Here is a 16,055-nt window from a genome sequence, read left to right as displayed (position 1 = left end):
CGCCGATGTAAGGCATCTACTGGGGCATAAGGATTCAAAGGCACACTATGCATAACCCGTTCGAGACCGGCGACTTCATGCGCCCGCTCACTTCCAATGGTTTCACCACCCAGGCGCCGCAGGCTGGCCTGGTTCCGATCGTGATCGAACAGTCGAACCGCGGCGAGCGCAGCTTCGACATCTATTCGCGGCTGCTGCGCGAGCGGATCATCTTCGTGACCGGCGGCGTCGAAGACCATATGGCCTCGGTGATCAGCGCCCAGCTTCTCTTCCTGGAGTCGGAGAACCCCAAGAAGGATATCTTCATGTACATCAACTCGCCGGGTGGCGTCGTCACGGCGGGCATGGCGATCCATGATACCATGCAGTATATCCGGCCGCGCGTCGGCACGGTCTGCATGGGCCAGGCCGCCTCGATGGGCAGCTTCCTTCTGGCCGCCGGCGAGCCGGGCATGCGTGTCGCGCTCACCAACGCGCGCATCATGATCCATCAGCCTTCGGGCGGTGCGCAGGGCATGGCCAGCGACATCGAGATCCAGGCACGCGAGATCCTGCGTATCCGGCACCGGATGAATGAGCTCTATGCGCATTACACCGGCAAGCCGATCGGCGAGATCGAGCGCGCGATGGATCGCGACAAGTTCCTGTCGGCGGATGAGGCCAAGGAATTCGGCCTGATCGACGAGGTGTTCGACAAGCGTCCGGCGATTGCGGACGATAGCGCTACCCCGATTCTGCCCGCATCCTGATGCGGACCGGCCATGTCGCCGGCGTCGTGGCGATGTTCGCCCTGGCGCTGGCGACGGGTTCTTCGGTTGCCGGGGCGATGGCGCGTCATTCGGGCGGCGCGCAGAGTGACGACCGGCTAGTCGAGCAGACTGACGACCGAGCGCTCGGCAAGACGCCTGATCAGGCGACGCTCGATGCCATCGACGACGCTATAGCGCACAAGGATGCAAACCTGGCGCGCGACAGAATCGCCAGGGCGCTAGCCACGCCATCGCTAGATCGCGACGCCGTGATCGGCCTGCTGAGACTGAGGGCGATCACGTTTTCCTGGGGGAACGATACCGCAGGCTTGCGCGATTCGCTTGCGCGCCTGGAAACGGCGGCGCCCGATGATCCGGAGCAAGCGGCGTTCGCAGTTGGCCTGCTCGGGCACATGATCAGCCCGCAACTCGGATCGGAAGTCCTGAGCCGGTTCATCACGCAATTCCCCGACAAGATCGGCCTGCTGGATGCTGGCTATACGTCTACGCTTGTCGGGCGTATCCGCCGTGGCGGGCTGGCCAGGGAGGCGGACGACGCAACGCTGTTCCTGGCGGAACATGGATTTTCTGCCACCTCGATGGATATTCGTACCGCGTTCCAGCGGACGGCGGCGGGTGTCGCCATCGCCAGGGGGCAGGTCGATCGTGCGATCGCACTGGTCGCCGATGTGCATGATCGGGATGCGCTCACCTTTCTCCTGACCGATCGCCGGTTTGCACCGTTATGGCCGGCACTCTCGACGCGTGTCGGGCCGCATATGCGCGCGGCCGAAGCCGCGAACATCGCGGAGACCAAGGCTGTGCTGGCGCAGTCGCCCGACGATCCGGAAGCCCAACGGAGCGTGCTCGACGCGTATTTCTCCGCGGGCCAATTCGACAATGCCGATGCCATCGGCGTCAGTTTCGGCGCCACGCCGGAAGCGCTGCAGTCGTTGAACGAGGCGGATAGCTGGGTCGTCGTCGATCACGCCTATTCATTGTATATCCGCAATCGCCAGGCCGAATCGGATGCGCGTTTCGCCTCGGTCACCAACCGGGATGTCGCGCGCAATTTCTGGATCATCAATGCGATGATCACGCGGGTGGACATGCTCGTTCGAACGGGCCGCTTCACGACGGCTGCCCCCCTGTTGGACCAGGTGATTCCATTGGCGGAAACATCGGCCACTCCGGCAGCGCGGCAGTTTCTGCGCCGCGGGAAGATATGTTCCGATCGGGCGCTGCGCCCTGGGATCGACCAGTCCGACATCATCGCCCAGCTAGAGGCCCATGGGCGCGATGCCCCGATCAGCACCATCGAGGGCCTGTTCTGTATCGGCGAGCCGGACAAGGCGGCGGCGCTGATCATCTCGATGCTCGCTGATCCGGAGCAGCAGCCCGATGCGATCGCCTGGCTTCAGCCGGACGGCGTCTTCCGGCTCGGGCCTCCCTCGATATGGTCTGCCGACTGGAATTTACTGCGTGCACGCCCCGACGTGCACGCCGCGTTCGATCGCGTGGCGAGGACATTGCCGAAGGACCTGTGGCCGTCGGATGCGTCAGAGAAGCCCCTGCGCTGATCGCAATGGGTTGTTTCCTGTTTCCTGCGTGAACATATTGGCTATCGTCGGCGCGGAACTATCATTAGGCTGTTTCGCCGGACGATAGTGAAAGCGGCTTGAACGCCCTCGCGGCTGCGACGGGTTTGCGTAATCGAATGAAGGTATCTGGTTTATGACGAAGCTCAGCGGTGGCGACTCGAAGAGCACGCTGTATTGCTCGTTCTGTGGCAAGTCGCAGCACGAGGTACGCAAGCTGATTGCCGGGCCTACCGTGTTCATCTGCGATGAGTGTGTCGAGCTCTGCAACGACATCATTCGCGAGGAAACCAAGTCCGCGCTCGTCTCCAAGAAGGACGGGGGCGTGCCCACGCCGCAGGAGATCTGCGACGTGCTCGACGACTATGTCATCGGGCAGAAGCGCGCCAAGCGAGTCCTCTCGGTCGCCGTGCACAATCACTACAAGCGCCTCAACCACGGCCAGAAGGGCGCGGATGTCGAGCTTGCCAAGTCGAACATCCTGCTCGTCGGGCCGACCGGCTGCGGCAAGACCTTGCTCGCCCAGACGCTCGCGCGAATCCTCGATGTGCCCTTCACCATGGCCGATGCCACCACGCTGACCGAGGCGGGCTATGTCGGCGAGGATGTCGAGAACATCATCCTGAAGCTGCTCCAGGCCTCCGACTAYAATGTCGAGCGSGCSCAGCGCGGCATCGTSTACATCGACGAGATCGACAAGATCAGCCGCAAGGCCGAGAATCCCTCGATCACGCGCGACGTGTCGGGTGAGGGCGTGCAGCAGGCGCTGCTCAAGCTGATGGAGGGCACCACGGCCTCCGTCCCGCCCCAGGGCGGCCGCAAGCATCCGCAGCAGGAATTCCTGCAGGTCGACACGACGAACATCCTGTTCATCTGCGGCGGCGCGTTCAGCGGCCTCGAAAAGATCATCGGCGATCGCCTGCAGGGCAAGTCGATCGGGTTCGGCGCCTATGTCGCTTCGCCTGAGGAGCGCCGCACCGGTGAGACCCTGAAGTCGGTCGAGCCCGAGGATCTGCTGAAGTTCGGCCTGATCCCCGAATTCGTCGGCCGTCTGCCGGTGATCGCCACGCTCGAGGATCTCGACGTGCCGGCGCTGGTGACGATCCTTACCGAGCCGAAGAACGCCCTGGTCAAACAGTACCAGAAGCTGTTCGACATGGAGGAAGTGAAGCTCGGCTTCACCGACGACGCGCTGGTCCAGGTCGCCAGAAAGGCGATCGACCGCAAGACCGGTGCGCGCGGGCTGCGTTCGATCCTCGAGGGCATCCTGCTCGACACCATGTTCGACCTGCCGGGAATGGACGGGGTCGATGAGGTGATGATCGACAAGGACGTGATCGAAGGCCGCAAGGAACCGATCCGCGTCTATGCCAAGAAGGACAAGGCGGGCGCCGGCGCCGCTTGATAACGAGGCAGGCATCTCAAATCGCGATGCCTGTCTTCTTCTCCCTCTCCCCTTGTGGGAGAGGGAAGGGGCCCATCGCTCTTGCGATGGGAAGGGTGAGGGGGACACGCGTAGTTGCGGTTTTGAACCTCACTCCCCCTCATCCGGCGCTTCGCGCCACCTTCTCCCACAAGGGGAGAAGGGTATAGGCGCCTCATAACGGCATGCCTGAACACGCCAACCCAACTATCCGAGTCGCCGCCGCCAGCGACCGCACCGCCATCGCGGCCATGCTCGCCCGCGCCTTCGCCGACGACCCCGCCACCAGCTTCATCTTCCCCGACCCTGCGGAGCGCGCCAGACGGTTGCCCCGCATGTTCGCCCTGCTTTTCGACGAGGACGCGCACGGCATGCGTCTCGTCACTACGGGTGGTGAGGCTGCGACCCTGTGGCGCGCGCCCGGCCACAATCGGACGACCCTGCTCGATCTGCTGCTCCAGGCCTTGCCGCTATTGACCTTGTTCGGCACCGCACTGGGCCGGGCGCTGGCGGTGTCCAACGCGATCGACGCGCATTTTCCCGCCGGTGACTATTGGTATCTCCACATCGCCGGTTGCGATCCCGCATCGCAAGGCAAGGGCCTTGGCGGCGCCACGATCCGATTGGGATTGGAACGTGTCGCGGACAGCGGATTGCCGGCCTATCTCGAGACACCGAGTGAGAAATATATCGGCTTCTATCGCGGACTCGGCTTTGACGTGATCGGCGAATGGGCCGTGCCCAAAGGCGGCCCGCGCTTCTGGTCGATGATGCGGCCGGCGGATTGATCCATGCGAGCACTCGCCATCCTTGCCCTCGCTCTCTCGTCGGTTACTGCCATGCTCTCCGCACCGCCGGCCAATGCCCAGCAGGAAAGAAGGCCCAGCGAGATGAACGAAGCACGATTCTGGCAGATCGTCAGCGAATCGGCGCGCAATGAGCCGGATCCGCAGAGCCAGGCGACTGCTTTGCGCGCGGCGCTCGACCGCCTGACGCCGCAGGAGATCGAGGCCTTCGCCGACATCTTCGACGAACTGATGCGCCGATCCTATCGCTGGGACCTATGGGGCGCCGGCTTCGTCGTGGAAGGCGGCATGTCCGATGACGGCTTTGAATATTTCCGCCGCTGGCTGATTTCGCGAGGCAAGACCGCGTTCGAAAAGGTCAGCGCGGACCCGGACTCCCTCGCCGACATCATACCGGACGATCATGACGGCGAATTCGAATTCGAGGAATTCCGCTATGTCGCCGACGAGGCCTGGGCGAACAAGACCGGCCGCAGCGCCGAGGCGATGCCGCGCAAGGCTCAGACGTACAGCTCGGACCCGTCGGGCACACCGTTCACCGAGGACCCTGCAGCCCTCAAAAAGCGCTATCCGAAACTATGGGCGCGGTTCGGCTCGGATTGATCGATTCAACTTTATCCTCGACCATTGCAGCAACGAGCTGGGCAGAATGCTGCAAGCATCCGCCCCGCTCTTTCACATGGTGAAATGTTGGACGATTCCAGCCGCCGATCAGCGGAAAGAACAGCGCGTTTTGTCGTCTGTTATCCGCTGTTACTGCGTAACAGGGAAAACGCAGCGCAAGCAGTTGATCCGGCTCCGGAAAATCGAGCCGAAACTCCAACATAACAGCGGAAGAAAAAAACATCGCCCGAACAGGGGCATTGTTGGAGCGAATCAGGACTCCGCCAGGAAGTCGCCGAGCCGGTCCAGCCGCCGCTCCACCGGTGAACGTCGATCGCGGATCCATTGTTCGAGGATCGAGAAGCCGCCGGGCACCAGCTGGCAGCTCCGCACGCGCCCGACCTTCTCGGTGCGGACCAGCCCGCATTCCTCGAGCACCTGGAGATGCTGAGCCACCGCGGTCAGGGTGATGCCGAGCGGAGCAGCCAAGGTGGAGACGGACAAGGGCCCCGCGGTCAGCCGCTCGACGATCGCCAGTCGCGACGGGTCGGCAAGCGCGCGCAGCACGCGCTCGACACTGGCCGCCGGCTTGGTGTCGGGAATCGTCACGCCTCCGGCAATATCGCCCCAAGCCGGTCGAACAAGGCGTTCCACCCATGCTCGCGCATCTCGGGGCCGTCCGCGCCTTCGAGGAACACGGCCTGATGCGTGCAGATCAGGTCGGTGCCGCTGTCGGTCGCGACGAGTTCGATCGTCAGTAGCGCGACCGAGATGGGCTTGCCGCCGATCGTCATGGTGGCGGCGCTGACGATGCGCTGGTCGGGGACGATGTTGTGGAAATATTCCTCGTTGGCGAGTTCCACGCCCTCGAACGGCGTATCGGGGCCCATGCGCGAGCGGGAGACGGAGCGGCCGCCAACGCGGAAGTCCATCTCGAATATGGCGCCTTCGCGATCGGCGTACCAGCGGCGCTTCCGATTTTCCTGGCTGAGCGCGGCGAACACGCGCTCCCTGGGAACAGAATAGCTGCGCTCGATCACGAAGGTGCTGGGAAGGACGGGCAATGTGTCCATGATGTCACGACTCCATAGTGAAGTGATGGCTTCACTATGGCGAAGCTCGCGTAACAGTCAAGTCATCACTTCACTATTGGTTCGTGCATGGCGCATCAGCATTGCATAGGTCCCGAGCGCCAGGAACAGCCCGGTGAACCAGGCATATGCATAAAGCCCGGTCCAGAAGCCGCCGAGCCAGCCGAACGTTCCCGGCACCACGGTCGCGAGGAAACCCGGCAGATTGGGCAGCACGCCCGCCGCGAAGGCGATGAGGGCGCGGCCGTTCCACCCGCCGGCATAGGCATAGCGTCCGCCCTCGCGGTACAGGTCGTCGATATCGAGCCGGGTCCGCCGGATCAGCCAGTAATCGGCGATCAGGATGCCGGCGATCGGGCCGAGCAGCGCGCTGTACCCGGTCAGCCAGACGAAGATGTAGCCGCCGGTCGTCGCGAGCAGCTTCCACGGCATGATCAGCACGCCAATCACTGCGGTAATGAGACCTCCCGTGCGATAGGAGATCTTCCCAGGCGCGAGCGACGAGAAATCATAGGCGGCGCACACCAGGTTCGCGGCGATGTTGCACGAGATGGTGTCGATCGCGATGACGATCAGCCCGAGCAGCACCAGCGGCCCGGCCAGCGTGCCCGACAGCGCGACCGGGTCCCAGATCGCATGGCCGTAAATCACCACCGTCGCCGAGGTGGTGATGACGCTGGCCAGCGCGATCAGCCCCATGCCCGGCGGCAGGCCGATCGACTGGCCGATCATCTGGTCGCGCTGGCTCTTCGCGAAGCGGGTGAAGTCGGGGATGTTGAGCGCGAGCGTCCCCCAGAAGCCGACCATCGCGGTGAGCGATGGCCAGAACACCAGCCAGAACTGCCCGTCGCGCGCGCCGCCGGGCACGAAGGCGGAGGGGCTGGCGAAGATCGGACCGAGTCCGCCGGCCTTGTCCACCGCCCACCAGACGAGCGCGACGCACACCAGGATCTTGATCGGGGCGGTCCAGGTCTCGAGCCGCCGGATCGTCGTCAGCCCCTTGCTGACGAAGAACAGCTGCAGCGCCCAGAAGGTCGCGAAGGACAGCATCTGCCCGACGCCGATGTCGAGCACGGGCACGACCGGCCCCTTCAGGCTCTGCCCGACGAACACGCCGAGCAGGGTCAGCAGCGCCTCGCCGCCGATCCAGGTCTGGATGCCGAACCAGCCGCACGCGACCAGCGCTCGCGCCACCGCGGGCAGGCGGGCGCCCCTGGTGCCAAACGACGCCCGCGCCAGCACCGCATAGGGGATGCCGTAACGCGCGCCGGCATGGCCGATCAGCAGCAGGGGGACGAGCACCACGACATTGCCGAGCAGTACGGTCAGCGCGGCCTGGCCCGCCGACATGCCTTGCTCGATCAGGCCGGAGGCGAGCATCCAGCTGGGCACCGCGACGATCATGCCGATCCAAAGGGCCGCGAAATGATACCAGCGCCAGGTTCGCTGCGTCGCGTCCGTCGGCGCGAGATCGCGGTTCCAGAGCGAATCCGTGGCGTGATCGGTCATGTGCGTTCCCCCGTCGGGGAGTTGGCCGCAATTCGCGCAGCGGCGCAAGAGCGGGAAGGATCAGGCCGGTTGCTGGATCCGCTGCACGATGTCCTCGGCGACCTTGCCCGCGACCGGGGCCAGGTGGTCGAAATGCGCCGTGTAGCGCGCCATGCCCTGGCTCAGCGATCGGAGTTCGGCATCGAGATCGTGCAGCTCGGCATCGGGCAGCAGCACCTCGATTACGTCCCAGCGCGACCAGCCCGCCAGCGGCGTCATGCCGAGCATCTGTCCGCGCCGGCTGGCGACCGCCGAGGTGATGCGCGAGCTGGCGCTGCCCGGCGCGTGAATCGTCACCTGCGCGATCGGTTCGAGCAGATAGGGCGACGCGGCGGCGAGCGCTTCCGCCATGGCGATCCGCCCCGCGGTGCGGAACGCCAACTCGGAGCTGTCGACCGCATGGAACGACCCGTCGACCAGCGCGACCGCGACATCCACCACCTCGACGCCGAGCGGTCCTTTCGCCATCGCATCGCGCACGCCCTGCTCGACCGCGGGGATCCATTGCCGTGGGATCGCGCCGCCGGTGATGCGGTCGTCGAAGCGGAAACCCTGTCCGCGCTCCAGCGGCGCGATCTCGATCACCACATCGCCATATTGGCCATGCCCGCCCGACTGTTTTTTGTGCCGGCCGCGCTGGCTGGCGGCTTTCCTGATGGTCTCGCGATAGGCAACCGCGGGCGGCCGCGCCGAGATCGCCACGCCGTAGCGCCGCTTCAGCCGGTCGAGCGCGACCGCGAGATGCTCGTCGTTGATTCCTCGCAGCAGCGTCTCGCGCGATCCCTCGTCCTGGCCCCAGCGCAGCCCGGGATCTTCCTCGGCCAGCTTGTTCAGCGACGTGGACAGGCGGACCTCGTCCTTGTGATCCTTGACCGCGATGGCCAGCGCATGGTTCGCGGTCGCCACCGGGGAGGCGGCGGCTACCGCCCCGGGACGCGCGGCGATACCGATCAGGTCGCCGGCCCTCGCCGCATCGGCCTTGGCGATGCCGACGATCTCGCCCGGCTCGGCGCGCTGGATCCGCGTCGCCGCGCCACCCTGAAGCGCGAACAGCGCGCCCGCACGCATCGCCTCGCCATCGCCCCCGACCAGTTCGGCGCCTTCGCTCAGCGGCCCGCCGAACACCCGCGCGATCGCCAGTCGGCCGATCGTGCTGCCGTGCGAGATCTTGAGCACCTGCACCGCCGGACCGGCGATGCCGATCCGCTCCGCGGTCCGCGCGGCGGTCGGCGTGTCGTGGCGCAGCATCTTGAGCAACCGGCGGATGCCGAAGCCGTTGAGCGCCGAACCGAACAGCACCGGCACGACCAGCCCCGCGGCGGTCTCCCGCGCCAGGTCGCCAAAGATCGTCTCGAGGCTCGGCACCTCGTCCGATAGCAGCTGTTCGAGCAGCACATCGTCATGATCGGCAAGCTGCTCGAGCATATGGAAACGCGCCGCCGCCTCATCCTGCCTGAGATGCGCGGCGAGGGGGACCTGCTCGGAGCGTTTGCCCGGTTGGTAATGATAGGCGCGTTCGAGCGCGAGATCGACGAACCCGGCGGTGCGCTCGCCGGCGCGGATCGGGATCTGGCGCGCGACCAGCGCGGCGGCGCTCATCGGCTGCAGTGCGGTCAGCAAATCCTCGATGCTGCCCCGCGCCTGGTCGATCTTGTTGACGAACAGCGCGTGCGGGATGCCGATCGCTTCCAGCCGCCGCAGCGTGGGCTCGATCAACGGCGCCCGCGCCGGATCGGGATCGATCACCACCAGCGCCAGATCGGCGGCGGCCAGCGCCATCTCCATGTCGGTCGCGAAGGCGGGAGAGCCGGGCGCATCGGCGATCAGATAGCGGTCGCCCATCCAGTCGAAGCGCAGCAGGTTGAGTTCGGTCGATCCGCCCCTTGCCCGCGCCTCGGGGCTGGCATCGCCGACACAGCTGCCGGCATCGACCGCGCCCAGCCTCGGGACGGCGCCGGCGGCGAACAACAGGGCTTCGCCAAGGCTGGTCTTGCCCGCGCCGGCGGGGCCAACAAGCGCGATCGCTCTCGCGCCTCTGCGGATCTCGTCCACTCACGCTCTCCTCGTCCTGCCGGCCTTTCGTGGCGAAGGGCGGTCGTCGGGAGTCACGACGGTCTGCCTATAGCGCCCGGAACGCAAGAGCGGGGCGGGATTTCAGTCGCCGATCCGGCGGCAATGCATTCCGCCCTATGTCAGGAACGCGACCGACGCCCGAGGCACGAGACCGGTCCCGATCATGAAGATCTCCGCATCATGCGGCCGCGGCGCGGGGATCCGTTCGACCAGCATGGAGAGCGCGCGTTCCGCCATTTCCTCGACCGGCAACTCGATCGTCGAAAGCGATGGGAGGCTCTGTTCCGCGAGCGGGATATCGTCGAAGCCGAGGACGGAAAGGTCTTCCGGAACACGCAAGCCGCTTGCCTGCGCATGGCGCAGCGCGCCGATCGCGATGACGTCGGCGGCCGCGAAGACGGCGGTGGCGCGCCCCGTCGTGATCGCCGCGCGCGCCTCGGGCTCCAGGTCGACCGAAAAGGCATTGCGCACCCGAAAGGCGAGCATGCCCTCGGCGCGGATCAGCGCCTCCGCGCCGTCGCAGCGGTCACGCATGCTGGCGATGTCGGTCGGGCCCGAGATGATCCCGATCCGGCGATGCCCGGCGTCGAGCAAATGCCGGGCGGCGATCCGGCCGGCACCGAGATAGTCGACTCCGACCGTGGCATAGCCGGGCAGCGTCCGATCGAGAACGACCGTCGGGGTATGCGCGAGCACGCCTTGCGACGTATCCTTGTCGCGGATCGGGAACCAGACCAGGCCGTCCACGCCCAGGTCGGTCGCCTTGGCGAGCGCAGCATGTTCGAGCGCTTCATTGCCCTCGGTATCGATCAGGAACATTGCATGGCCACGGCTCCGCGCCGCACGGAACATGGCTTGCGCCAGTGCCGGGAAGAACGGATTCGCCAGGTCGGGCAGCAACAGCGCCAGGGTGCCCGATCGGCCCGTCTTCATCGCCCGCGCGGCGACGTTCTGGCGATAGCCGATGCGCTGCGCCACCGCGAGAATGTGCGCGCGGGTTTGCTCGCCGACCGATCCGTTGCCGTTGACGGCGTAGGAAGCGCTTGCCAGCGAGACCCCGGCTTCGCGGGCCAGGTCCTTGAGCGTCGGTCGCCGGCTGGAAGGAACGTCAGGCATGGGATGGGGCGCACTCGGGAAGCTGCCGACCGGCATAGGGTCGCATGCCGCCACCAGCAACCGTCACGCTGGTCAGGGCGCCGGTGCCGGCAGCGCGGGGTTGAGCGCGAGAATTATCAGCCGCGTCGGCGCATCCTCGACGAAATTGTTGTCGTTGACCAGCACGATCCGGTCGCGCCTCGGCGAAGGCCACCAGGCCATGCCTTCCAGATTGCCCATATCGCCGGGAAGATCGTCGAAGTCGATCAGCAGTCGCTTGGCCGCGACCGTGATCGCCGCCCGTTCGAGGCGCGCGACCGCCGCGACGTCCGTCGCGACCGTGAAGTCCGCGAGATAGAGCCGGCAATGGAAACGGTAACGCCCGCCGCCGACGGGCGCGCCCGAGCGTTCGAGCACCAGCATGCGCCGATCGTTGAGCGCGAGGATCTCGGAAATGCCATTGTCCGCATCCTTGCCCGTTGCGCGAGGCGGAACCGCATCGAGGCGATAGGCGAATTGCCGCCTCGGTGCGCCCGCCTCCAGCCTGATGAAGCGAACCAGCGCGCTGCGACCGTCCCCGGCGGGCAGGCCATCCTCGATCAGCGGTGCCTCCATGGCGAGCCACAGGGCACCGTCCGGGGTGAAGTCCAGGCCCTCGATCGTCCGATTGTCGCGCGGCCCGGATCGCCCGGTCGGGTCGGGCGCGAGGTTGGCCGGCAATGCCGCCTGGCCCTGTGTTCGCCCCTGTCGGTCCATCCAGCGTATCACGGGGCCATAACCATGGTTGATATCGCCTTCGCTCGACCAGATCAGCCGGCGGCCATCGGGGGCGACCCGGACTGCCTCCGGATCGACGGCTTCGCGCCCTTGCCCCGCCGACGGAAAGACCGCGCCCCGTGCATCCCTCAGCGCCACGCTCTCTCGATCGGTCACGCGCCAGTGGCCATGCGCGGCGCGGGCGAGCCGTGCCGTGTAGAAGCGAGCGGGCGCATGATCGGAACGGTCGTCGCTCAGCAGCAGCCAGCGCCGCCGCCGGGCGTCATAATCGACCCCCGAGATACCCCCGAAACCCGTGTCGAAACGATGCGGGTCGAGCTCGATCGTATCGACCAGCCGGACGGCGGCCGCCGCCAGCGCCGCCGGGCACTCCTGCGCGCCTCCCTGCGTGGCCAGGACCAGCAGGGCCATTGCCGGCAAGGCGGCGCAGCACGCGAGGCGTCCCATCAGAACTTGACGCGGAACGACAGCGTATAGGTGCGTGGCGCGCCGAGGAAATAGCGGTCGAGCGTGATCGCCGGCAGGCTGAATTCGGGCTGGGTCGCGGTGGAGCTGGAAACCGATCCGATATACGCCTTGTCGAACAGGTTATCGACGTTGAACTGCAGCGTGACCGCGCGGAACGGCCCTGTATCGCGCAGCGTGTAGCTCGCGCCGGCGCCTGCCACGGCATAGCTCGGGATGGTCTCCACGCCGACTTCGCGAAAGGTCGTCGCGGCCACCAGGTGTCCGCCGACGCGATCGCCGACATATCGCAGATTGGCCTGGATGCGCGCGCCTTCGATCGGCGTCACGCCGATCTCGCCATAGGCACTGTGGCGCGGGATATTGCGCACCCGCTCGCCCGCGATCACGCCCACTGCGGCAAGCGCCGCTCGTTGGGGAGAACCGACCGGCAAATCGTCGTGCCTGGCGTCCTGGTAGGAATAGCTCGTATAGAAATCGACCGGGCCGAAATTGCCCAGCGCGGTCGCTTCGATGCCGCGCGTGCGCTGCCCGGCGATGTTGGCGGCGCGAGTCGCGACATTCCCGCGGATGATCTCGTCCGGCTCAGTCGCGCCGGGATCGTTGGGGACGATGCCGATATTGTTGGCGAGATCGACGGAATAGGCCTGAAGCGAGAGCGCGAGGCGATCCGTCGTGTAGCGCACCCCGAGATCGATATTCTCCGACTGGATCGGGTCGAGCGCGCCTGGACTGATCACGGCGGTGGAACCGAGGAACGCATCCTCGGGAATGCCGGCGAAGTTCCGGGCATAACCGCCATAGACCTCGATTCCGCGTATCGGGGTCAGGGTGAAGCCAACCTTCGGGTTGATGTCCGAATGCTGCGAAAAGTCGAGCTCGGCCTTGTATTCGAGCGGCGAGCGCGCCTTGTATTTCACGTTGATCCAGTTGGCGCCCAGTTCGACGCGCAGCAGGCCCGGCACCAGCGCAACCGAATCCTGGGCGTAGAGCATCGTCGTCTCGATGCTCGTCCAGCGCCGATATTCGACATAGTTGAGCGCGCTGCGGTCATAGGTGATGCCCGAAGCGGGATCGATCAGGCGATAAAATCGCCGCTCCTCGCTCGACTCGCCGCCTTCCCACCAGCCGCCAACGCGGACGCGGTTGCCGGCGATCAGATCGTCGAGGCGGAGTTCGGCAGTGGCGCCATAGCGGTCGCGATCACGCGGCGTGACCCGCATGTCGGCGGGCCCGCCCACGACGTTGCTGTTGCGCAGGGTCGTGAGCGCCGGGCGGATCGCGCCGCCGCTCGCATTATAGCCGGTCACCGCATAGGGATCGCCGCTGGCAAGGGCGCGGGCACGATCCTGATAGCGGAAGGATTCACCGCGCAATGTCTGGTAATAGGGATTGACCGTCAGCAGCACCTTGTCGCTGACCTGAAGCCCCATATTGGCATAAGCGAGCAGATCCTGGCGCGTGCCGCCAAGTGCGCCGCCATAGTTGACGTCGATCGCCGGAATGCCGCTCAGCCTGTCGGTGGCCTGGTCCGAGCGTGGAGCGGCACGGAATTCGGCGAGCGAGATGATGTTGAAATCATTATCCTGCTGGTCGTTCCAGCTCACGCGCGCCTTGATGAAGGATCCGCCCTCGAAGGTCTTCACGGCCTTGAATTCGGCATGCTCGCGGTGCGAATGGCGGTTGGCCGGGCCGGTCCAGACATCGTTCGCCTGATTGGAATAGCTGGCATAGGCGGACAGGCCGGGCGCGATCTCGCCGGTATCGACGCGGAAATAGCTGCGCCAGAAATCATAGGACCCATAGCCCGCCTCGAACGCGGCGCTTGGGCGCAGCGACGGATCGTCGGTGGTGAAGTCGACAAAGCCGCCCAGCGCGAAGCGCGAGGGCGCGCCGAGATCGCCGGCGCTCTGCGATACGGTGATGCGGCGGATATTGCTCGTTTCGATGAAGCGCTGGGGCGGCGAGCCACCGTTGAAACGCGCGTCGCCCGTGGGAATGCCGTCGAGGGTGAAGCCGACCTGTTCCTTGTTAAGCCCGCGCATGGCGAATTCGAACGAGAAGCTGCCGCCGCGCGCATCGCCGGTCGTCGCCTGGACGCCGGGGATCTTGTTGAGGCTCTGGGTGATGTCGGCGCCGAACGGACGGCCGTCGATATCGTCGCGCCCGAGCACCAGCACGGCGCGACTTTCGCCGGCGCCCACACGCGCCGCGGTCACGACGATGTCGTCCTGTTCCCTGGCGGCCGGCACGGGCGGAGACGTCGCGTCCTGCGCCTGCGCCTGCGCCTGCCCGGCGGCGAGCGCGGCCAGCGTCACGCCAAGCAACAGGCGGCGGGGCGAGAGCGGAGCGGAAAGGAATAGATCGGGCATGGTCGGCGTTCCCCCTGAAGGTCTGATGGGGCGCCTCTCGCATGGTGATGTGACTATTTAGTGAAACGTTTCACTAAAAATGGGACGGCCGTCGTGAAGCCATCGATTTGCACTGACTTTGGACCTAAAATGGATTGGGCAGGGCTCTAGCTACCTTGCGTAAACCGCCATGCTGGGCGGGGTTAAATGCCCAGCCATGCAAGTCCCCCCGGCAGCGTCTCCGGGGCATAGTCCACCTGCAGAACCCGCCGTCGCCGGGGGTGAACGGCCGCATCGGACGCATGAAGGATTGGCGTGGCATACAGCCAGACATCGCCATCGTCCGCGAGGCATTCGGCAATCCCGCACTCGGCCACTACGGCATCGATGTCGTCTTCCGCCACCCGCCCAAAGCGATGCGATCCCGGCGCGACGAGCAGTGGCGCATTATCCGGACCGACGGGGTCGAGATGAACCCGCAACGTCACCATGCCCGCCAGCAGCTCGAACGGTGGCGCGACATGAAGCAGCCCGGCCTTGACCGTCCACGGCCCGAAACCGGCGACGTCGCGCCGCTCGGCTACGACGATCGTCCGGTCCTGATGCCAGCCCAGCGCCCAGTTGGTGGCGGCGGTCTTGTCGAACAGGATCGCGCGAACCGGGCGCGCGCCGGCGCCAATCGCATCGGCGGCGATCCTGGCGATCGGGCCGGCGGGATCGAGGACGCCGCGTAACCCCTCGATACCGTGCAGCCGGATGCCGGCGCGGTCGGGATCGAGAGTCGTGACGATCGCCTCGATCTCCGGCAACGATGGGGCCGCCGCGGAGGGGAAGCGCTCGGCACCGTCCCTCGCGAAGGTCAGCTTCTCCGTCAGAAAACCCCCGGCACGAATCGCTTCACCCGCGCCGCATAGGCGTCGTAGTCCGCGCCGAACTGGCCGCGCAGCAGCCGTTCCTCATGCCGCACGCGCAGCCAGGTTGCGATGGCATAGACCGGCACCGCGATCATCAGGTTGCGGGTGTGGCCATAAGCGACGGCCATCGCGATCATGAACAGGAACAGCGCGACATAGATGGGGTGGCGCACCACCGCGAAGGGGCCGGTCTGCACCAGCTGATGATCCTCGCGGGTGCGCGCGACCAGGCTCCAGTTCTTGCCCATCGTCCGCGACGAGGCGTGGAACAGGCCGACCGCGCCGAGCATCAGCACGAATACCGCGACCCCCTCGATGATCGCCCTGGCCGACATCGGGTCGAGCGATACGTCGATCCGGCCATAACCGGCGATGGCGATGCCCAGGCCCTGCACGGCGATCCAGATCCAGGACGCCCGGTTGCTGCTCGCATCGGCCACCTTGGGCACCCTGGTCGCCCGGTACCGCGCAGCCATCAGCGCCGTGAAGAAGGCAAGGAAGCCAAGGGCCAGCGCCGCGAGGCCGGGTAGTCCGACCGGATCGATGGGGAACAGGGTCATCG

Annotated in this window: 14 protein-coding genes; 5 read left to right on the top strand and 9 right to left on the bottom strand. The window is 66.1% G+C overall.

The features are described 5' to 3' along the window. Window positions 1-47: 47 nt before the first annotated feature. The 5 genes from clpP to AC1DX5_RS07325 all read left to right on the top strand — a co-directional run bounded on the left by clpP (window position 48) and on the right by AC1DX5_RS07325 (window position 5,179). On the top strand, window positions 48-749 hold the full coding sequence (gene clpP / locus AC1DX5_RS07345; RefSeq protein ID WP_465173628.1) for an ATP-dependent Clp endopeptidase proteolytic subunit ClpP: 702 nt from the start codon (window positions 48-50) through the stop codon (window positions 747-749). Further along, entirely contained in the window at window positions 749-2,329 is a 1,581-nt protein-coding gene (locus AC1DX5_RS07340) for a hypothetical protein (RefSeq protein ID WP_478014703.1), read from the top strand. The genes clpP and AC1DX5_RS07340 overlap by 1 nt, the downstream gene beginning before the upstream one ends. A 154-nt stretch (window positions 2,330-2,483) precedes the next feature. Next, window positions 2,484-3,752 (top strand): ATP-dependent Clp protease ATP-binding subunit ClpX, encoded by a 1,269-nt coding sequence (gene clpX / locus AC1DX5_RS07335; RefSeq protein WP_372854985.1) that lies wholly within the window; start codon window positions 2,484-2,486, stop codon window positions 3,750-3,752. A gap of 203 nt (window positions 3,753-3,955) precedes the next feature. Further along, window positions 3,956-4,558 carry a GNAT family N-acetyltransferase gene (locus AC1DX5_RS07330; RefSeq protein ID WP_478014702.1) on the top strand — a complete coding sequence of 201 codons (603 nt, stop codon included), beginning with the start codon at window positions 3,956-3,958 and terminating at the stop codon, window positions 4,556-4,558. 3 nt (window positions 4,559-4,561) lie between these two features. Beyond that, window positions 4,562-5,179 carry a DUF4240 domain-containing protein gene (locus tag AC1DX5_RS07325; RefSeq protein WP_478014701.1) on the top strand — a complete coding sequence of 206 codons (618 nt, stop codon included), beginning with the start codon at window positions 4,562-4,564 and terminating at the stop codon, window positions 5,177-5,179. A gap of 273 nt (window positions 5,180-5,452) precedes the next feature. Here AC1DX5_RS07325 and AC1DX5_RS07320 read toward each other — a convergent pair whose 3' ends face one another. From AC1DX5_RS07320 to AC1DX5_RS07280, 9 genes are all read right to left on the bottom strand, one after another. Beyond that, on the bottom strand, window positions 5,453-5,788 hold the full coding sequence (locus tag AC1DX5_RS07320) for an ArsR/SmtB family transcription factor (RefSeq protein WP_478014700.1): 336 nt from the start codon (window positions 5,786-5,788) through the stop codon (window positions 5,453-5,455). Next, window positions 5,785-6,252, bottom strand: coding sequence for an SRPBCC family protein (locus tag AC1DX5_RS07315; RefSeq protein ID WP_478014699.1), 468 nt, complete (start codon window positions 6,250-6,252; stop codon window positions 5,785-5,787). Before AC1DX5_RS07315 ends, AC1DX5_RS07320 begins: the two co-directional genes overlap by 4 nt. 57 nt (window positions 6,253-6,309) lie before the next feature. Next, window positions 6,310-7,779 (bottom strand): NCS1 family nucleobase:cation symporter-1, encoded by a 1,470-nt coding sequence (locus AC1DX5_RS07310; RefSeq protein ID WP_478014698.1) that lies wholly within the window; start codon window positions 7,777-7,779, stop codon window positions 6,310-6,312. A gap of 60 nt (window positions 7,780-7,839) precedes the next feature. After that, window positions 7,840-9,870, bottom strand: a complete 2,031-nt coding sequence (locus tag AC1DX5_RS07305) for an elongation factor G (protein WP_478014697.1) — start codon at window positions 9,868-9,870, stop codon at window positions 7,840-7,842. A 135-nt stretch (window positions 9,871-10,005) separates the two neighbouring features. Further along, on the bottom strand, window positions 10,006-11,007 hold the full coding sequence (locus tag AC1DX5_RS07300) for a LacI family DNA-binding transcriptional regulator (RefSeq protein WP_478014696.1): 1,002 nt from the start codon (window positions 11,005-11,007) through the stop codon (window positions 10,006-10,008). 72 nt (window positions 11,008-11,079) lie between these two features. Next, window positions 11,080-12,210 (bottom strand): esterase-like activity of phytase family protein, encoded by a 1,131-nt coding sequence (locus AC1DX5_RS07295; protein ID WP_478014695.1) that lies wholly within the window; start codon window positions 12,208-12,210, stop codon window positions 11,080-11,082. Next, window positions 12,210-14,600 carry a TonB-dependent receptor gene (locus tag AC1DX5_RS07290; protein ID WP_478014694.1) on the bottom strand — a complete coding sequence of 797 codons (2,391 nt, stop codon included), beginning with the start codon at window positions 14,598-14,600 and terminating at the stop codon, window positions 12,210-12,212. Before AC1DX5_RS07290 ends, AC1DX5_RS07295 begins: the two co-directional genes overlap by 1 nt. 182 nt (window positions 14,601-14,782) lie before the next feature. Then, window positions 14,783-15,388 (bottom strand): phytanoyl-CoA dioxygenase family protein, encoded by a 606-nt coding sequence (locus tag AC1DX5_RS07285; RefSeq protein ID WP_465173617.1) that lies wholly within the window; start codon window positions 15,386-15,388, stop codon window positions 14,783-14,785. A gap of 62 nt (window positions 15,389-15,450) precedes the next feature. Further along, window positions 15,451-16,053: a methyltransferase family protein gene (locus AC1DX5_RS07280; protein WP_478014693.1), complete on the bottom strand. Its 603-nt coding sequence runs from the start codon at window positions 16,051-16,053 to the stop codon at window positions 15,451-15,453. Between the last annotated feature and the right edge of the window lie 2 nt (window positions 16,054-16,055).

The organism is Sphingomonas sp. P2_B6 (assembly GCF_056404755.1).
This window is presented reverse-complemented; position numbering and strand designations above follow the sequence as displayed.

What these genes read in the sequence shown, in the direction of transcription:
- AC1DX5_RS07330 (WP_478014702.1), top strand. Translation starts at nt 3,956, where the DNA reads ATGCCTGAACACGCCAACCCAACTATCCGAGTCGCCGCCGCCAGCGAC.
- AC1DX5_RS07315 (WP_478014699.1), bottom strand. Translation starts at nt 6,252, where the DNA reads ATGGACACATTGCCCGTCCTTCCCAGCACCTTCGTGATCGAGCGCAGC.
- AC1DX5_RS07280 (WP_478014693.1), bottom strand. Translation starts at nt 16,053, where the DNA reads ATGACCCTGTTCCCCATCGATCCGGTCGGACTACCCGGCCTCGCGGCG.
- AC1DX5_RS07290 (WP_478014694.1), bottom strand. Translation starts at nt 14,600, where the DNA reads ATGCCCGATCTATTCCTTTCCGCTCCGCTCTCGCCCCGCCGCCTGTTG.
- AC1DX5_RS07300 (WP_478014696.1), bottom strand. Translation starts at nt 11,007, where the DNA reads ATGCCTGACGTTCCTTCCAGCCGGCGACCGACGCTCAAGGACCTGGCC.
- AC1DX5_RS07325 (WP_478014701.1), top strand. Translation starts at nt 4,562, where the DNA reads ATGCGAGCACTCGCCATCCTTGCCCTCGCTCTCTCGTCGGTTACTGCC.
- clpP (WP_465173628.1), top strand. Translation starts at nt 48, where the DNA reads ATGCATAACCCGTTCGAGACCGGCGACTTCATGCGCCCGCTCACTTCC.
- AC1DX5_RS07295 (WP_478014695.1), bottom strand. Translation starts at nt 12,210, where the DNA reads ATGGGACGCCTCGCGTGCTGCGCCGCCTTGCCGGCAATGGCCCTGCTG.
- AC1DX5_RS07310 (WP_478014698.1), bottom strand. Translation starts at nt 7,779, where the DNA reads ATGACCGATCACGCCACGGATTCGCTCTGGAACCGCGATCTCGCGCCG.
- AC1DX5_RS07340 (WP_478014703.1), top strand. Translation starts at nt 749, where the DNA reads ATGCGGACCGGCCATGTCGCCGGCGTCGTGGCGATGTTCGCCCTGGCG.